This window comes from Pseudarthrobacter ribosi (assembly GCF_055412865.1).
In genome coordinates this window covers 1-14,286 of the sequence record NZ_JBVAYZ010000005.1, presented here as the reverse complement: position 1 = coordinate 14,286, position 14,286 = coordinate 1, and the positions used below count along the sequence as shown (strand labels likewise).

Sequence of the window (14,286 nt, the reverse complement as noted above, 5' to 3'; positions counted from 1 at the left end):
GATGGCAACTCTCCAGACCTCCGGACTGCGGCTCAAATACGACCAGCGGACCGTGATCGACGGGCTCTCTGCGGAAATCCCGGAGGGCAAGGTGACCATGATCGTCGGCGCCAATGCCTGCGGAAAGTCCACCCTGCTCCGGGGCCTCGCCCGGCTGCTCAAGCCTGCGGCCGGCACGGTCACCCTCGACGGGCGCGACATCCACCGCCGTCCCGCCCGCGAGGTGGCCCGCACGCTGGGCCTGCTGCCGCAGCATCCGACGGCGCCGGACGGCATCACCGTCCGGGACCTCGTGGGCCGAGGCCGCTACCCGCACCAGGGTTTCTTCCGGTCCGGAGCCGCAGGCGGTTCCCCGGACGACGAGCGTGCCGTGCAGCAGGCGATGGCCGCCACCGAAACACTGGACCTGGCCGCGCGGAACGTGGACGAGCTCTCCGGCGGGCAGCGGCAGCGGGTGTGGATCGCGATGGCCCTGGCGCAGGAAACCGAAGTGCTGCTGCTGGATGAGCCCACCACCTACCTGGACCTCACCCATCAGGTGGAGGTCCTGGACCTCATCACGGACCTGAACCGGCAGCGCGGCACCACCGTGGCGATCGTGCTGCACGACCTCAACCTCGCAGCCCGGTACGCCGACCACATCATTGCGATGAAGAACGGACAGATCGTCGCCGAAGGCGCCGCCAGGGCGGTGGTCACCGAGGAACTCGTCCGCGAGGTATTCGGCCTCGAGTCCCGGGTGCTGCCGGACCCGGTGTCCGGCGCACCCCTGATCATCCCTGTGGGCCGCCACCATGCCGCTGTCCCGCAAACCACAACCCTGGAGCTGATCTCATGACTGCCACGAACCCCGCCCCGGCCCGCACCCGGTCGGCCCTCAAGACGCCGCCTGCCACCGAGCCCATGACCCAGGCCTTCGAGGTCCAGGTCACGGCGGTCCAGGAGCTCGGACCGAACTTCCGGCGAGTCACCCTTGGCGGCTATTCGTTGCGGAACTTCGGCGTCCATGGCGGCACCCTGGACCTGCGGATCAAACTCATGATCCCCTCGCTGGCGCCCGACGGCACCGCGCTGCCGTTGCCGGAATTCCGGACGGAGCAGGCCGGCTGGTACCGCGAGTGGCTGGCCATGGAGCCTGAGACCCGCGGGTCGATGCGCACCTACACTGTGCGGCAAGAACGCCTCGACGCCGTCTACCCGGAACTCGACGTCGACTTCGTGATGCATTTCGACGACGCCGGCCACGGCGGACCGGCCGCCAACTGGGCCCGCAACGCCAAACCGGGGGACACCCTGACCCTGATCGGGCCCAACAACCGGGCTGCGCACTGCGTCACCGCCGAAACCTACTCGGGGATCGAATGGCGTCCCGGGATGGCCCAGCGGGTCCTGCTGGCCGGAGATGAGACGGCCGTCCCTGCCATCAGCGCGATTCTCGAGAGCCTCCCGTCGTACTTCAGCGGGCATGCCATCCTGGAGGTTCCGGAGGCCGGCGACTTCCAGGGCATCACGACGGCCGCCGACGTCGAGATCACCTGGCTCGCGCGCGGTGCGGCGATCGGCCGGTCACGTCCGCATGGCGAAATGCTGCAGGAAGCGGTCCGGGCCGCCGTGACCCTCCCCGGCTGGGTCGGGCTCCGGCCCTCCAAGGAGCCTGCGGCGGGCCCCGAGCCCGAGGATGTCAACGTGGACCACGACATCCTCTGGGAGACCCCCGCCCGGATGGATGCCGCGGCGATCAGCGCCAGCCGGAATCCGGACAAGCCCGCGGGGGCACTGCCGTTCTACGCCTGGATTGCCGGTGAAGTGGGGGTCGTCAAGGAGATGCGCCGGTATCTGGTGCGGGATGTCGGGATTGACCGGAAGCAGGTGGCGTTCATGGGGTACTGGCGGCAGGGGAAGGCCGAGCTCTAGGCGACGCTCCCGCAGCTTCGACGGCTCTCACGCCGACGTTCCCGCAGATTCGACGGCTCTCACGCCGACGTTCCCGCAGATTCGACGGCTCTCACGCCGACGCTCCCGCCGATCCTGCTGGGCTTCCGTCCGCCACCGCGGCTTTGCCGTCGCTTAGACGCCGCCCGCCGCCTCTTTCGGCCGCGGGCGGCCTCGTCGGCTCTGGTCGGCGATGCGCTCCTTTGCAAAGCATCGGCGGCGGCCTTGCGGTCGGTTTGCCTTAGGTGCCGCCGCCTCTATGACGTCAGTCGCCATTGGCTGCTTTGGGTGGCTCACCTGCTGTGCCCCGCTTGTTAACCCTGACGTCGTCCGGCGGGGCTAGCGTGGGCGGTATGGCCGAGAAGCTTCTGTCCCCGGGCGCTGACGGGCGGCGGGTTTATGTTGCACTGGGGGATTCCTTCACCGAGGGGGTGGGGGATTACAACTCCCGGCTGCCCAACGGGGTGCGCGGCTGGGCGGACCGCGTGGCGGAGCAGCTGGCCCGGGCGGATCCGGGGTGGGAGTACGCCAACCTCGCCATCCGCAGCAAGAGGCTGCGGCAGATCATCGCGGAACAGCTCGAACCCGCGCTGGTCATGGAACCGACCCTCATCACCCTGTACGCGGGCGGGAACGACATCCTGGATCTCGGGACCGACATCCGCGCCCTGATGAAGGACTACGAGTACCTCGTCGCCAGACTTGCCGCGAGCGGGGCCACGGTGGTGCTGTTCACCGGTTTCGACGTCAGGGTCTCGGCGCTGCTGGAACCGCTCAAGAGGCGGAACGCCGTCTACAACCAGCGGGTCCGCGAGGTGGCGGCGAGGTACGAGGCGGTGCTGGTGGACTACTGGTGCTTCGACGCGTTCTACGATCCGCGGATGTGGGATTCGGACCGTCTGCACATGTCCAAGGCCGGCCACAAGTATCTCGCCGGCCAGGTCCTGGACCAGCTCGGGGTTGGGCACAAGGTCAAGCCCAAGGAATGGGCACCCGCGGCGAAGCTTGGCCTTCGCGCCCGGGGACGCGGGCAGCGGCGCTGGGTCAGCGACTGGGTGCTGCCGCTCTTCGCGCGCAAGCTCCGGGGCATCACGCTCGGGGACGAGCTCAGCCCCCGCTGGCCGGAGCCGGTCAGGGTTCCACCAAAGGCGGGACTGAAGAAACTGACCGCCAAGGTCCCCGCGGGCTGAACTGTGTTTCCACTGGACAGTGTTCCTCCACGCGCGCCAGCCCGGGTCAGCTGTCCAGCAGGTTCTCGTAGCCCGGGGCCACCCGGCTCGCGTGGAACTCCTCGACGTCGAACTCGGCCACTCCGTTGGCATAGAACGGGTCCTTGGCGAGCGAGGCGTCCAGGGCGCCGCGGTCCGCGTTGGAGAGCAGCAGGGCCCCCGTACGCGGGATCTTCCGCCCCGCGACCATAAAGATGCCCTGGTCGAAGGCATCCTGCAGCCACGTCACGTGCGCCGGAAGATGGAAGTCAACGATCTCTTCGGGGACCTTGTAGGTCAGGGAGACTACATACATAGGGTCAGCCTAGCGCCTGTCCGCGGCACCCGGGCCGGGAGTCTCCCCGTCACGGAATCCGGCGAAGTTGAACCGTCAAGCTTCAATGCTCCTAGACTGTACCCATGACTGAACCGCGCTGGCTGAACGCCGACGAACGCCGGGCCTGGCTGGCCCAGGTAAGCATCAACACGCTGCTTCCGGCAGCGCTGGACACGCAGCTGCACCATGCGCGCAAACTCTCCCTTTTCGACTACAACGTCCTCGCGATGCTCTCCGAGGCCGGCGGCCGCTTCTTGCCCATGAGCGAACTGGCCGCGCGCACCAGCGCGTCCCTGTCCCGGCTTTCCCACGTGGTGACCAAACTGCAAAACCGCGGCTGGGTGGAGCGCCGTCCGCACCCCGGCGATGCCCGGGTCACGACGGCGCACCTCACCGACGCGGGAATGGCTACTATCGAGGACCTCGCCCCGGGCCACGTCGAGGCGGTCAGGTCGCTGTTCCTGGACGCCCTGAGCGAGGAGGACATCGCAGACCTCGCCCGGATCGGCGAGAAGATCGTGGGCCGACTGGACAAGGACCACTGGATCCTGCGGGAGAGCAAGCAGCTGTAAGAACCGCCGCGAGGCTTTCCGCGACCCGGCGTCGCCTAGTGTTGGCGGTATGGAATCGCCGATCGACAGCTACCTGCGCCAGATCCACGCCGAGATCGCCGAGCTCAAGGACGGCAAGCCCTACAGCACCATTCCGGCCATGGCCAACGTGGACCCGGACAACTTCGGCATCGCCCTGGCCACGGTGGACGGCAAGGTGTACGAGATCGGTGACACCCGCGAGGAATTCACCATCCAGTCCATCTCCAAGCCCTTTACCTACGGGCTGGCCCTGGAAGACCTCGGCGCCGAGGCTGTGGACGCCAAAGTGGACGTGGAACCGTCCGGGGACTCGTTCAACGAGATCTCCCTGGCCGAAGGGACCGGCCGGCCGGCCAACGCGATGATCAACGCCGGCGCCCTCACCGCCACCTCGCTGATCAGGGGATCGGGCGGGCAGTCCGGGTTCAAGCGGATCCTCAGCACCTACTCCGCCTTCGCCGGCCGTCAGCTTTCCATCAGCGAGAAGGTCTTCGAATCCGAGCTCAAGCACGGCCACCGCAACACGGCGCTCGCGTACCTGCTGCGGTCCTTCAACATCATTGAGGACGATCCGACGCCGGTCCTGGAGGACTACTTCCGCCAGTGCTCGGTCCTGGTGAACTGCTTCGACCTATCGATCATGGCCGCCACCCTTGCCAACGGCGGCCGGAATCCGCTCAGCGGCAAACAGGTGCTGGAGATCGGGCCGGTGGAACGCGTGCTGTCTGTCATGATGACCTCCGGCATGTACGACGACGCCGGGGCCTGGATCAGCAGCGTGGGAATGCCGGGAAAGAGCGGTGTGGCCGGCGGAATAATCGCCGTGCTGCCCGGCCAGGTGGGCCTGGCAGTCTATTCGCCGCCGCTGGATGAGCACGGCAGCAGCGTCCGCGGCCTGGCAACGGCGCAGCGTCTCTCCCTGGACATGGAGCTCCACTTCGTCCGCGCGGCCCGGACAGGCCGGTCCGCCATCCTCGCCGCGTACGACGTGACCGAGACGCCCTCGGGCATCCGCCGGAACGATGAGGCCGCCGACGTCCTGCGTGCCCACGGCCACCGGGCGCGGGTAATCGAAGTCAACGGCGACCTCCTCTTCGCCGGAACCGAGTCCATGGTGCGGGAACTCAGCAGCCTGGCGGACGACGTCGAACTCGTGGTCCTGGACGTGCGCCGCACCGACCAGGTCAGCGAGGTTGCCGTGCGCATGCTGGCCAAGGCCAGGCAAGGGATGGCCGACGCCGGCCGGGAACTGGTGCTGATTGAGGCAGACGGTGCCGTCACGGAGGCCCTGGGGCTGTCGGCCCAGCGCCAGGTGCCGTCCTTCGCATCCCGGAGCGCCGCCGTCGAATACTGTGAAAACCGCCTGCTGGAGCGCCACGGGAACCACCTGCTGCTCCCGGACCACGTGCCCGTCACCGCGTCGCCCGCGCTGGCGCCGCTGGAGGAGGCAGACGCTGCGGCGCTGGAAGCGCTGATGACCCCGAGGTCCTACGACGACGGCGACGTCATCCGGCGCGTCGGGCTGCGTTTCGGCGGGGTCTATTTCATCACTTCGGGAAGGGTCAGCAGCACGTCCCCGGGACCCACTGCGGACCGGGTGAAGCTGAATACGCTCAGCGCCGGCATGACCTTTGGCGAACTGGCGCTGGGCAGCGGGAACCGGCAGGAGACCACCGTCCGGGCGGTGGGCCCGGTGGAGGTCATGGTGCTCAGCGCGGAGGCAATCTCCGAGCTGGAAGCCGCCGACCCGCGCCTGGCCATCGCCCTCTGGAAGGCGCTGACCCGGGACGCCTACACCCGCGTGGAGCAGTACCTGCGCGAAACGGCGGTCCGGATCCGCGAATAGCGGTCTTGCCCGGCTTTGTTTGGACTGCGCTTTGTTTGCTTGGGGCAACTGCTGGCAGACTGGATCCATGGATTTCACGTCCCGCTATGTAGCCCTTGGCGACTCCTTCACGGAAGGCGTCGGCGACGACGACCCCGCCCGTCCCAACGGCGTCCGGGGCTGGGCGGACCGGGTCGCCGAGCAGCTGGGCGCCGCCGACCCCGGCTTCGGGTACACCAACCTCGCCATCCGCGGCCGGAAGCTGCGCCAGATCATGGACGAACAGGTCGATGCCGCCGTCGCCCTCAAACCGACCCTCGTGAGCATCTACGCCGGGGCCAACGACATCCTCCGGCCCAAGGTGGACATCGACGATCTGCTGGTGGACTACGACGCCGGCATCCGCAAGCTCACGGCCACCGGTGCAACCGTGGTGATGTTCACCGGTTTCGACTCCCGGGGCTCGAAGATCTTCAGCACCACGCGCGGCCGCACCGCAATCTACAACGAACTGGTCCGCGGCATCGCCGGGGACCACGGCGCCCTCCTGGTGGACTACTGGCGCTTCAGCGAGTACTACGACTGGGGAATGTGGGCGAGCGACCGGATGCACATGTCCGCCGCGGGCCACGCGAACATGGCCAAGCGCGTCCTCACCGTCCTGGAGCACGACCACTCCATCGATGTCCCGCCCATGACCCCGGTTCCGGAACTCAGCCGGGCCGAGGCCATCCGAGCAAACGCCCGCTGGGTCCGCGAATTCGCCGGACCGTGGGTGGTCCGCCGCGTCACGGGGAAGTCGTCCGGCGACGGACTGACACCGCGCTACCCCCGTCTCACGCACCTCTAGGTACGGAACCCCCGGCGTCGCGAGCAGTTCCCCGTTGCCGAGCACGGCGAGCACCTCGACGTCCCAGCTGTCGGTGGCCCAGCTCAGCATCCGACTCCCGCCGGCGACGACCGCCGTCGCGAGCACATCCGCGGTGAGAATGTCGGCGGCGGCCACCGACACCTGGCGGAAATCGAGGGGTCCGAGGCCGGCCCGGCCCCCTCCTGCCCGGTCTGCTCCGGCCCGCCAGATGTGGTTGCCGCGCTCGGCGGTACCGGACGTTGCCAGCGCGGCGAAGCGGCCGGTGCCGCCCAGGGAAAAGCCGGAGAGCAGCGACCGGCGGTCCTGCGGATCCACGATGCCGGCCAGCAACGGGGACCCGGTTCCCGGCGCGGGCGAGCCGCTCACCAGCACGTCGCCGCCGGCGTTCAGGCACCAGTCCTTGATGCCGGCGCACTCCAGGGCGGAGGCCGCCTGGTCGATGGCGTAACCCCTGATGATTCCGGCGAGGTCCAGCACACCAACGGGCCGCTCGGGCGTGAAGAATCCGTCGGTCAGCAGCCGCCACCCCGTGGCGTCCGCAAAGCGGGCACGGAACGCTGCCGAGGCGTCCCGGAGCGTGACCTCGCCGCGGGCCAGCCGGCTCGCCTCAGAATCAGGGCGGTAGAGGCTTAACGGCGCGTCAAGGCCGGCAAACACGCGTTCGACGGCGGCAGTGGCGCCTTCCAGCACCTCCCCGCTGCCCCGGGCTGCGCCTGCAGGCAGGGCGAGGCTGATGACGGTCCCCATGCACTGGAAGGTCCTGCTTTTCAGGGCAGGGCCGCTCTGCGCCGGGCTCTCGGCGGCCGAAGGCTTAGAGGTTCGCTGCATCGAGGGCTGCCTAAAGCGAAGTCAGATACGCGTCACTGGTAACGGTGGCGCCGTCGGCCACGTGGGCGCCGGATTGCCAGCCAGCCGTGAGAATCCCGGCGGAGACCAGTGCTGCTGAAACCGCTGCGCGTATTCTCACCAGTCGAACCTTTCGTTGTGGATTTGTTCTTCGCGGACACCGGCGGCGCCGCCGTCGGCGAGCCACAGTGCGACGGCCAAGGCCACCGAAGCCCACGCGAGCACAGTCAGCAGGTCCGCCCGGAACAAGCGGCTCCGGGACTGACCGCGGAACCGCTCCACAGGCGTGCGGTGTGCCGTCGCCGGAACGGCCATCGGGAGCGAGTAGTTCATGGCTCAACGGTCCGCCCGCCGCCTATCAATTAGCTGGGAATCCGCTAGGGGGCGATGTGACTTCGGGCTGGGCCGGGCGTCGCCCCTTATACACCGTCAGATACCGGATTGGTCTTTAATTCGTCAAGCTCGTAGACTTGGTAGGCGCTAGGTGGCGCGGAGCGTGTGCAATTGCTCCGGTTGGTGGGACATGTCTGCAATATTGGCAGTCCTGATGACCGGTAGTTAGGGGCTCAAGTTGCGTGCACTCCTGTATTCGCCCAGCATCCCGGTACTTCGCGGTGGCTTCCGAAAGGTTTCCGCCGCCCGGTAACCGTGGCCCACAATCTTCGCCGCAGTGCGGAACGCAGTCGGTTTACGCCACTGCCTGACGACTGCCGGAACGCTGTGGGCGCTGGATGCGGACGCCGCCTGTCGCACGGTTACGCGGGAACTCCGCAACCGTTTCATTTATTTTGAGGAGAGTCGTCATGGCAGCACACTGCCAGGTGACCGGAGCCGAGCCGGGCTTTGGACACAGCATTTCGCACTCGCACCGTCGCAATAAGCGCCGGTTCGACCCGAACATCCAGAAGAAGCGCTACTGGGTTCCTTCCCTGCGCCGTAATGTCACTCTGCAGCTCTCTGCAAAGGGCATCAAGACCATCGACGTGCGTGGCATCGACGTAGTCGTCGCCGCAATCCTGGCACGAGGAGTGAAGCTCTAATGGCTAAGGACAAGGACGTACGTCCGATCATCAAGCTCAAGTCGACCGCGGGCACGGGTTACACCTACGTGACGCGCAAGAACCGTCGTAACGACCCGGACCGCATGGTTCTGAAGAAGTACGACCCCCGCATCCGCAAGCACGTCGAATTCCGAGAGGAGCGCTAAACACATGGCCAAGAAGTCAATGATTGCTAAGAACGAACAGCGTAAAGTCATCGTCGAGCGTTATGCTGCAAAGCGCCTCGAACTGAAGAAGGCTCTGGTTGACCCCGCGTCGACCGACGAGGCACGCGAAGCTGCACGCCTCGGCCTGCAGAAGCTGCCCCGCAACGCCTCACCGGTACGTCTGCGTAACCGCGACATCATCGATGGCCGCCCGCGCGGTACCTTCCAGAAGTTTGGCATCTCCCGTGTTCGCTTCCGCGACATGGCTCACCGCGGTGAGCTCCCGGGCATCACGAAGTCCTCCTGGTAATTCAGCACTCCTGAACCCAGTGGCTTGAGAAGGGCCGGCGCCTCTTGGTGCCGGCCCTTCTTGCATTTAAGGCTCGACGGCGGACAGACGCCCCCGCAGGAGGGGAAACCGGTCCCAGCTGCGGGGTGATGGGGCGGGTGTGACCCACTCCATAGGTAAGACATTCCATGCTCTGGGTGCGATACGTGAGGCCGGGGTGCCAGGAGTCCNGGTGTGGGAGAGTAGGTCACCGCCGGAACATCATTAAACGGTCGAGAGCCCCAACCACACGGTCGGGGCTCTCCCGCATTTAACGCCTATGCCGGCCCGACGCAGTTGAGCCGACCGGCTCCGATCTGGGTATGCGCCAGTTTGGCGGTTCGATGGCGACGCCGGACGGCAGGTCGGATGAAACACGCTGTGGCAGTAAGCCGAATCTCTCCTCAAGCCGTCTCGCCAGCCATTGGAGTACTGTTCGATGATGACGACATCGGGGCGGGAACCCGGTACTCCACAGCCCAACGTCAGGGTGACGACGAACCGGGTCACGTCGGAAGGCGATGACCTGTATTTCGAAGTACGAGGTCACGGGCCGGCGTTGTTGTTGATCCCTGGAGCCGGTGGGGACGCGGACTTGTACGCCGCCGTCGCGGACCTCCTCTCAGATGAATTCAAGGTCATCACCTACGACCGCCGTGCGAACGCCCGCAGTACTTCCAACAGTCCCCAGAACTTCGAGATCAGCCAGCAAAGCCGGGATGCGGTAGCAGTCATCCATGCCGCCGGCGAGCAGGCGGCCCTTCATCTTCGGGAGCAGCAGCGGAGCTGTAATTGCCCTTGATGCGGCGAAGACCCAACCTCATGCCGTGCGGGCCGCCATCGCTCATGAGCCGCCGTGTGCGAGGGTATCCCCCAACGCTGCCAAGTGGCAGCGTTTCTTCGCCAACGTATACCGGATGGCCTACCACTTCGGCCCTTCGCTGGCAGGGCTTCGTTTCATCTTCGGAATTCAGGTTCCCGTGAGGAGGCTTGTCAAAGGACATGCCCAAGCCGCGGAGTATGCCCGCGGCCATAGAAAGTCCCGGGAACGCGAACCTCGCATCAGCTCGCTCGACACGAACAAGGTCCTGATGAAGCTCGAACTCCTGCCGGTGACGAACTATCTCCCGGATGTTCTACTGGTTCGTCGCAACGGGGTGACGATCATTATGGCCGTGGGCCAGTGGGCCCAGGACCGGAAGACCTGGCTTGGCGAGGTGTCACGCATCCTGGCGGAGCGGCTGGGCTGTGAGCTGGTGACATTCCCCGGCCACCATGGCTCGTACACCGACATGCCCCACGAATGGGCGGCAACCCTGCGCAGGGTTCTGCGCAAAGCCGGCGGAACAGAGCAAACCGCCAACTAACGGAATGACACCCGGAGGACATGTTCCTATAGGTCAACCGGCCGCCACGGACTCAGGCTTTCAGGAGGAAACCGACCGTCCTGGCGGCGACGACGTCCGTCCTGTGAGGAACCAGAGCACTGGGCCGAGAACTGGCAGCGCGAACACAATCAGTAGGGCAGTCGGGGATCGGATTCAGGCTCTCGGATCCAGTTAGCACCATCAACTCCTTCTTCCCCAGTTCCCAAGAACGGCCCGTTTTCCCAATTGGAGAACGCCGGCTGCTAGGCGTCTTTCTGTGATGCTGGATCGCAATAAGTCGTTGGAGAGTTTGGAAGCAAAGACAGCACGCGGGGCCTTTCTGCTGTGCCCTGCCGCGTAAGGACCTCACCGTGCACTTCACGTTCGGGCGAACAACTGCCGGGGACAGGAGCTTGCACCCCAAGGCATAGGCACACGAAGAGACAAGCCCACCCGGCGCCCTCCGTGGGCAGAGCGCCGGGTGGCCATATTCGGTTCGATCATGCTGCCGCTTGCACGAACGGCGCAGTGGTTAGAACGTCAGGTGGGTGACGTAATGCCGGGACGTGGGAGGGCCCGACGCGATCTCTGCAAGGCGCGTCGCTCCCTCAGGAGAACTGCCCGAAGCGACATAGGTATCAAGGGCGTCCTGATCCACCCAGTGCGTCAGCAGCCACAGCTTCATTGGGTCTTTCGGGTCGGCAAGGACCTCGGTGCCCTGGTTGCCGGGAAATGCGGCGGTGTGGGGCAGGTCAGCGCGGAGGATGTCGTCGACGCCTTCCGCGTCGGGGCGAATCGGCATCTCAAGTACGGCGACACTCATTCGGCTGCTCCGCTGGCCGCGGCGACGAGGTCGGCGATCGGTGCGGACAAGCCGGCACGGACCTGGCGAGTGGTCTCGTCGGCGAGGACCTCATCCACGTTGTTCTGAAGTCCGTCGAGGATGTCGCGCACGACGTCGGCCGGGTCGTTCATGTCGCCGGGGATGCCCTCGGTCAACGGAGTGCGGGTGTACGCGAGGTACGCACCGAGCACGTGGACCCCGGACGGCGCGAAGTTGAGTCGTTGCGCGTTCGTCGCTGACCACAGGGCCGCCTTGGAGGCGCCGTAGCCGTTGGTGAACGGCAACCAGCTCACGACGGAGGCGACGTTGATCAGCCCTCCCTGGCTGGCCCGGAGGGCGGGGGCGAATGCACGCGTGACGGCGAGGGGGCCGAAGAAGTTGGTCTCCATCACCTCGCGGATCTCGTCAGCGGGGCCGTCGACGAGGGAGGCGTCGCGGTAGATGCCGGCGTTGTTGATCACGATGGTGACGTCGCCTGCCTGGGCGGCGGCAGCGGTGATCGAAGCTTCGTCGGTGACGTCGAGGGCGAGAGGGATCACGCGTGCGTCGTTCCAAGCGCGGGGCGTGCGCGCGGCGGCGTAGACGCGGGCGGCGCCGCGCTCGAGGGCTTGTCGGACGAACGCGGTGCCGAGACCTCCGTTGGCGCCGGTGACGAGGACTATGGACTGATTGATGTCGACCATGGGGTGTGCTCCTGAGGGTCTAAGCAATGAATCGGTGTTGTGGGGTGGTGGGGTGCGGTCGTTCAGCGGGGCAGGCGGTTGAGCTTGCGCAGCTGGGCGTCGAAGGCGCCGGTGGGCACGTAGCGGCGCATCCTGCTAACCGGGGCGACGCGCTTGCCGGCGGGGTAGCGAAGTTTGGGCTTGGTGTCGCTGGCAGCGGCGACGATAGAGGTGGCGACGACCGAGGAGGAATCGCCATTCTTGACGGCGTCGATCATGTAGTCGGCGAAGATCTTCCGCTGCTTCGCGTAGGCGTCGACGGGGCGGTCAGCGGTCAGGTTGTTGACCTCGAAGTCCGTGTTTGTCCAGGCCGGCTCGACCATGACGGCCCGGATGCCGTACTCGCGGACCTCGTGATCCACCGACTCCGTGTAGCCCTCGATGGCCCACTTGGATGCCGCGTAGGCGGCCATGAATGGCTGCGGGATAATGCCGACAATCGAGGAAATATTGACGATCCGGCCCAAGCGCTGAGCGCGCATGTGGGGCAGGACGGCCTTGGTGAGGCGCATGACGCCGAAGACGTTGATATCGAAGACACGAATGTCCTGCACGATCGAGCTGTCCTCGGCCGCCCCGGACGAGCCTACGCCAGCGTTGTTGACGAGGACGTCGATGCGACCGAAGCGGCCGACGACCTCGTTGACTGCGTGCTCGACTGAATCGTCGTCCGTGACATCGAGATCGATGAAGGTGACCCCGGCGATCGGGGCGGTATCGGATGCGTTGCGGCTCGTGCCGACGACGGCGAAGCCGGCCCCGACGAGGGCTGTGGCGGCGGATCTGCCGATGCCCGACGAGGCGCCAGTAACGAGCACCACACGCTTCGAGGACGGGACCATGAGAACTCCTTGTTGATTGGATGATGATCATAATTCTATGCAAATGGATTATGACATCGCAAGAGGTGTGTCGGAGTCTTGCCCGTTCTGGCGAAAAAGATTATGGTCATAATGAGAACCGGCCGAGGAGCAACGAAAGATCGATGCGTTACAGCAGTGACCAGAAGGAAATGACCCGCAGGCGCATCATCGACAAGGCCGGCGAGCGGTTCAAAAAAGACGGCATCGTTGCGTCCGGTATCTCGACACTGATGTCCGATGCTGGCCTGACGAACGGCGCCTTCTACGCGCACTTCGCTTCAAAGGAAGATCTCGTGACCACCACGGTCACCGAGCAGCTCCTCGAGGAGAAGGGCCGGTTCGCCGCGCAGCCAGGTGAAACCGCAACGTTCGAACGTGTTGTTCGCGCCTACCTGTCGCCTGGTCACCGCGACGATCCGGCTCACGGCTGCCCCTCCGCCGCTCTGCTCGAGGAGATCAGTAGGTGTACAACGGAGACCCGCGACGCCTACACCCAGGGCGTACTCGCCAGCCTGGCCCCGTTGGCGGCCGAACTCGACACTGGAGACGACACAAATGCCCAGGTTCGAGCCCTCGGCATCTTCTCCGTGATGGTGGGCACGCTACAAGCCTCCCGCGCAGTCACCGACCCTGCTCTATCAGACGCAATCCTCGAACAGGGCATCAAGAACACGCTTGCCCTGGCAGAGTAACCTCGACGCACCAAAGTACGTCTGTGCTGCCTGACCAGGCCAGCCCGAAGGGAGCGTCCTGCCAGCTGACCAGCAGAAGCAGGATGATAAAGCTCGTGCCTACGATCGGGTTCAACAGGGTCGGCACATTCGCGCGCACGATCTCCCAAAGGCTGCGGCTAGTTGCGTCCGGTACCCGGTTGGCAAGCCCATGTCTTTGCCATCACCTCCTGATCGTAAACGGGAGGGAGCCGCGAATACAGGTGGTGCACCCCACAGGCAGCGTTTCCCGGACCACGGGGGGTGCGGGGCGGCCCTGGTGGGCTTGGGGTTGGTGTGGTGGCGGGGTTTTTGGGGGTGTGGGGGTGGGTTGGGGGTGGATTTGTGTGTGGTCGGTGGGGTGTGTAAAGTAGTTCGAGTCGCCGCCGCTGATGCGGAGAGATTGCGACCGACCCCCTGACAAACATCCTGAAAATGGTTCGTGTTTTTGTGCGTGCTGTTTGTGGGCGGGGGCCCGGGTTGATGGGGTGTGGATCGCGGAAACGCTGATTTGCAAAGTTCCGGTTGATCGGGTAAGTTTGGGAAGTTGCTCCGGAGCGATCCATGGCCTTGTGGTTGTGGTGGTGCCGGGTGTGTCTGTTGTTTGAGAACTCAATAGTGTGCCAAGTTTGT

Annotated in this window: 17 protein-coding genes and 1 pseudogene; 12 read left to right on the top strand and 6 right to left on the bottom strand. The window is 65.7% G+C overall.

Annotation, left to right across the window (positions count from 1 at the left end; translation table 11 throughout):
- Position 1: 1 nt before the first annotated feature.
- The 3 genes from ACZYZ5_RS06570 (at position 2) to ACZYZ5_RS06560 (ending at position 3,122) form a co-directional block, all read left to right on the top strand.
- On the top strand, positions 2-838 hold the full coding sequence (locus ACZYZ5_RS06570; RefSeq protein ID WP_463900227.1) for an ABC transporter ATP-binding protein: 837 nt from the start codon (positions 2-4) through the stop codon (positions 836-838).
- Positions 839-903: 65 nt separating this feature from the next.
- Entirely contained in the window at positions 904-1,914 is a 1,011-nt protein-coding gene (locus ACZYZ5_RS06565) for a siderophore-interacting protein (protein WP_463900680.1), read from the top strand.
- 371 nt (positions 1,915-2,285) lie between these two features.
- A complete protein-coding gene (locus ACZYZ5_RS06560) occupies positions 2,286-3,122 on the top strand; it encodes an SGNH/GDSL hydrolase family protein (RefSeq protein WP_463900224.1) in 837 nt (278 codons plus the stop codon).
- A 46-nt stretch (positions 3,123-3,168) separates the two neighbouring features.
- On the opposite strand, the gene ACZYZ5_RS06555 is transcribed toward ACZYZ5_RS06560, so the two are convergent.
- Positions 3,169-3,456, bottom strand: coding sequence for a YciI family protein (locus ACZYZ5_RS06555; protein WP_463900222.1), 288 nt, complete (start codon positions 3,454-3,456; stop codon positions 3,169-3,171).
- 104 nt (positions 3,457-3,560) lie between these two features.
- Between ACZYZ5_RS06555 and ACZYZ5_RS06550 the strand changes: the two genes are divergently transcribed.
- From ACZYZ5_RS06550 to ACZYZ5_RS06540, 3 genes are all read left to right on the top strand, one after another.
- Complete coding sequence (locus ACZYZ5_RS06550) at positions 3,561-4,049, top strand: MarR family winged helix-turn-helix transcriptional regulator (protein WP_463900221.1); 489 nt, start codon at positions 3,561-3,563, stop codon at positions 4,047-4,049.
- Between the two features lie 49 nt (positions 4,050-4,098).
- A complete protein-coding gene (gene glsA, locus ACZYZ5_RS06545) occupies positions 4,099-5,916 on the top strand; it encodes a glutaminase A (protein ID WP_463900219.1) in 1,818 nt (605 codons plus the stop codon).
- A 67-nt stretch (positions 5,917-5,983) separates the two neighbouring features.
- Complete coding sequence (locus ACZYZ5_RS06540) at positions 5,984-6,745, top strand: SGNH/GDSL hydrolase family protein (protein ID WP_463900217.1); 762 nt, start codon at positions 5,984-5,986, stop codon at positions 6,743-6,745.
- 63 nt (positions 6,746-6,808) lie between these two features.
- On the opposite strand, the pseudogene ACZYZ5_RS06535 reads toward ACZYZ5_RS06540, so the two are convergent.
- A pseudogene (locus ACZYZ5_RS06535) lies at positions 6,809-7,513 on the bottom strand (FAD:protein FMN transferase); the annotation flags it as partial.
- Between the two features lie 216 nt (positions 7,514-7,729).
- Positions 7,730-7,945: a hypothetical protein gene (locus ACZYZ5_RS06530; RefSeq protein ID WP_463900215.1), complete on the bottom strand. Its 216-nt coding sequence runs from the start codon at positions 7,943-7,945 to the stop codon at positions 7,730-7,732.
- Between the two features lie 470 nt (positions 7,946-8,415).
- Here ACZYZ5_RS06530 and rpmB point away from each other — a divergent pair, with 470 nt between their 5' ends.
- The 5 genes from rpmB (at position 8,416) to ACZYZ5_RS06505 (ending at position 10,514) form a co-directional block, all read left to right on the top strand.
- Positions 8,416-8,652, top strand: a complete 237-nt coding sequence (rpmB, locus tag ACZYZ5_RS06525) for a 50S ribosomal protein L28 (RefSeq protein ID WP_056342125.1) — start codon at positions 8,416-8,418, stop codon at positions 8,650-8,652.
- Complete coding sequence (gene rpmG / locus ACZYZ5_RS06520) at positions 8,652-8,819, top strand: 50S ribosomal protein L33 (RefSeq protein WP_011693743.1); 168 nt, start codon at positions 8,652-8,654, stop codon at positions 8,817-8,819. Before rpmB ends, rpmG begins: the two co-directional genes overlap by 1 nt.
- 4 nt (positions 8,820-8,823) lie before the next feature.
- Entirely contained in the window at positions 8,824-9,129 is a 306-nt protein-coding gene (rpsN, locus tag ACZYZ5_RS06515) for a 30S ribosomal protein S14 (RefSeq protein ID WP_011693742.1), read from the top strand.
- Positions 9,130-9,586: 457 nt separating this feature from the next.
- Positions 9,587-9,949: an alpha/beta fold hydrolase gene (locus ACZYZ5_RS06510; protein WP_463900213.1), complete on the top strand. Its 363-nt coding sequence runs from the start codon at positions 9,587-9,589 to the stop codon at positions 9,947-9,949.
- Between the two features lie 178 nt (positions 9,950-10,127).
- A complete protein-coding gene (locus tag ACZYZ5_RS06505; protein ID WP_463900212.1) occupies positions 10,128-10,514 on the top strand; it encodes a hypothetical protein in 387 nt (128 codons plus the stop codon).
- Positions 10,515-11,046: 532 nt separating this feature from the next.
- On the opposite strand, the gene ACZYZ5_RS06500 is transcribed toward ACZYZ5_RS06505, so the two are convergent.
- The 3 genes from ACZYZ5_RS06500 to ACZYZ5_RS06490 all read right to left on the bottom strand — a co-directional run bounded on the left by ACZYZ5_RS06500 (position 11,047) and on the right by ACZYZ5_RS06490 (position 12,922).
- Positions 11,047-11,337 (bottom strand): putative quinol monooxygenase, encoded by a 291-nt coding sequence (locus ACZYZ5_RS06500; protein WP_463900211.1) that lies wholly within the window; start codon positions 11,335-11,337, stop codon positions 11,047-11,049.
- A complete protein-coding gene (locus tag ACZYZ5_RS06495) occupies positions 11,334-12,041 on the bottom strand; it encodes an SDR family oxidoreductase (protein WP_463900209.1) in 708 nt (235 codons plus the stop codon). The genes ACZYZ5_RS06500 and ACZYZ5_RS06495 overlap by 4 nt, the downstream gene beginning before the upstream one ends.
- 62 nt (positions 12,042-12,103) lie before the next feature.
- Complete coding sequence (locus ACZYZ5_RS06490) at positions 12,104-12,922, bottom strand: oxidoreductase (RefSeq protein ID WP_463900208.1); 819 nt, start codon at positions 12,920-12,922, stop codon at positions 12,104-12,106.
- 143 nt (positions 12,923-13,065) lie between these two features.
- Here ACZYZ5_RS06490 and ACZYZ5_RS06485 point away from each other — a divergent pair, with 143 nt between their 5' ends.
- Positions 13,066-13,635 carry a TetR/AcrR family transcriptional regulator gene (locus tag ACZYZ5_RS06485; RefSeq protein ID WP_463900207.1) on the top strand — a complete coding sequence of 190 codons (570 nt, stop codon included), beginning with the start codon at positions 13,066-13,068 and terminating at the stop codon, positions 13,633-13,635.
- The last annotated feature ends 651 nt before the right edge of the window (positions 13,636-14,286 follow it).

Coding starts and splice junctions, on each gene's coding strand:
- ACZYZ5_RS06570 (WP_463900227.1), top strand. CDS start 2: ATGGCAACTCTCCAGACCTCCGGACTGCGGCTCAAATACGACCAGCGG.
- ACZYZ5_RS06565 (WP_463900680.1), top strand. CDS start 904: ATGACCCAGGCCTTCGAGGTCCAGGTCACGGCGGTCCAGGAGCTCGGA.
- ACZYZ5_RS06560 (WP_463900224.1), top strand. CDS start 2,286: ATGGCCGAGAAGCTTCTGTCCCCGGGCGCTGACGGGCGGCGGGTTTAT.
- ACZYZ5_RS06555 (WP_463900222.1), bottom strand. CDS start 3,456: ATGTATGTAGTCTCCCTGACCTACAAGGTCCCCGAAGAGATCGTTGAC.
- ACZYZ5_RS06550 (WP_463900221.1), top strand. CDS start 3,561: ATGACTGAACCGCGCTGGCTGAACGCCGACGAACGCCGGGCCTGGCTG.
- glsA (WP_463900219.1), top strand. CDS start 4,099: ATGGAATCGCCGATCGACAGCTACCTGCGCCAGATCCACGCCGAGATC.
- ACZYZ5_RS06540 (WP_463900217.1), top strand. CDS start 5,984: ATGGATTTCACGTCCCGCTATGTAGCCCTTGGCGACTCCTTCACGGAA.
- ACZYZ5_RS06530 (WP_463900215.1), bottom strand. CDS start 7,945: ATGAACTACTCGCTCCCGATGGCCGTTCCGGCGACGGCACACCGCACG.
- rpmB (WP_056342125.1), top strand. CDS start 8,416: ATGGCAGCACACTGCCAGGTGACCGGAGCCGAGCCGGGCTTTGGACAC.
- rpmG (WP_011693743.1), top strand. CDS start 8,652: ATGGCTAAGGACAAGGACGTACGTCCGATCATCAAGCTCAAGTCGACC.
- rpsN (WP_011693742.1), top strand. CDS start 8,824: ATGGCCAAGAAGTCAATGATTGCTAAGAACGAACAGCGTAAAGTCATC.
- ACZYZ5_RS06510 (WP_463900213.1), top strand. CDS start 9,587: ATGATGACGACATCGGGGCGGGAACCCGGTACTCCACAGCCCAACGTC.
- ACZYZ5_RS06500 (WP_463900211.1), bottom strand. CDS start 11,337: ATGAGTGTCGCCGTACTTGAGATGCCGATTCGCCCCGACGCGGAAGGC.
- ACZYZ5_RS06495 (WP_463900209.1), bottom strand. CDS start 12,041: ATGGTCGACATCAATCAGTCCATAGTCCTCGTCACCGGCGCCAACGGA.
- ACZYZ5_RS06490 (WP_463900208.1), bottom strand. CDS start 12,922: ATGGTCCCGTCCTCGAAGCGTGTGGTGCTCGTTACTGGCGCCTCGTCG.
- ACZYZ5_RS06485 (WP_463900207.1), top strand. CDS start 13,066: ATGCGTTACAGCAGTGACCAGAAGGAAATGACCCGCAGGCGCATCATC.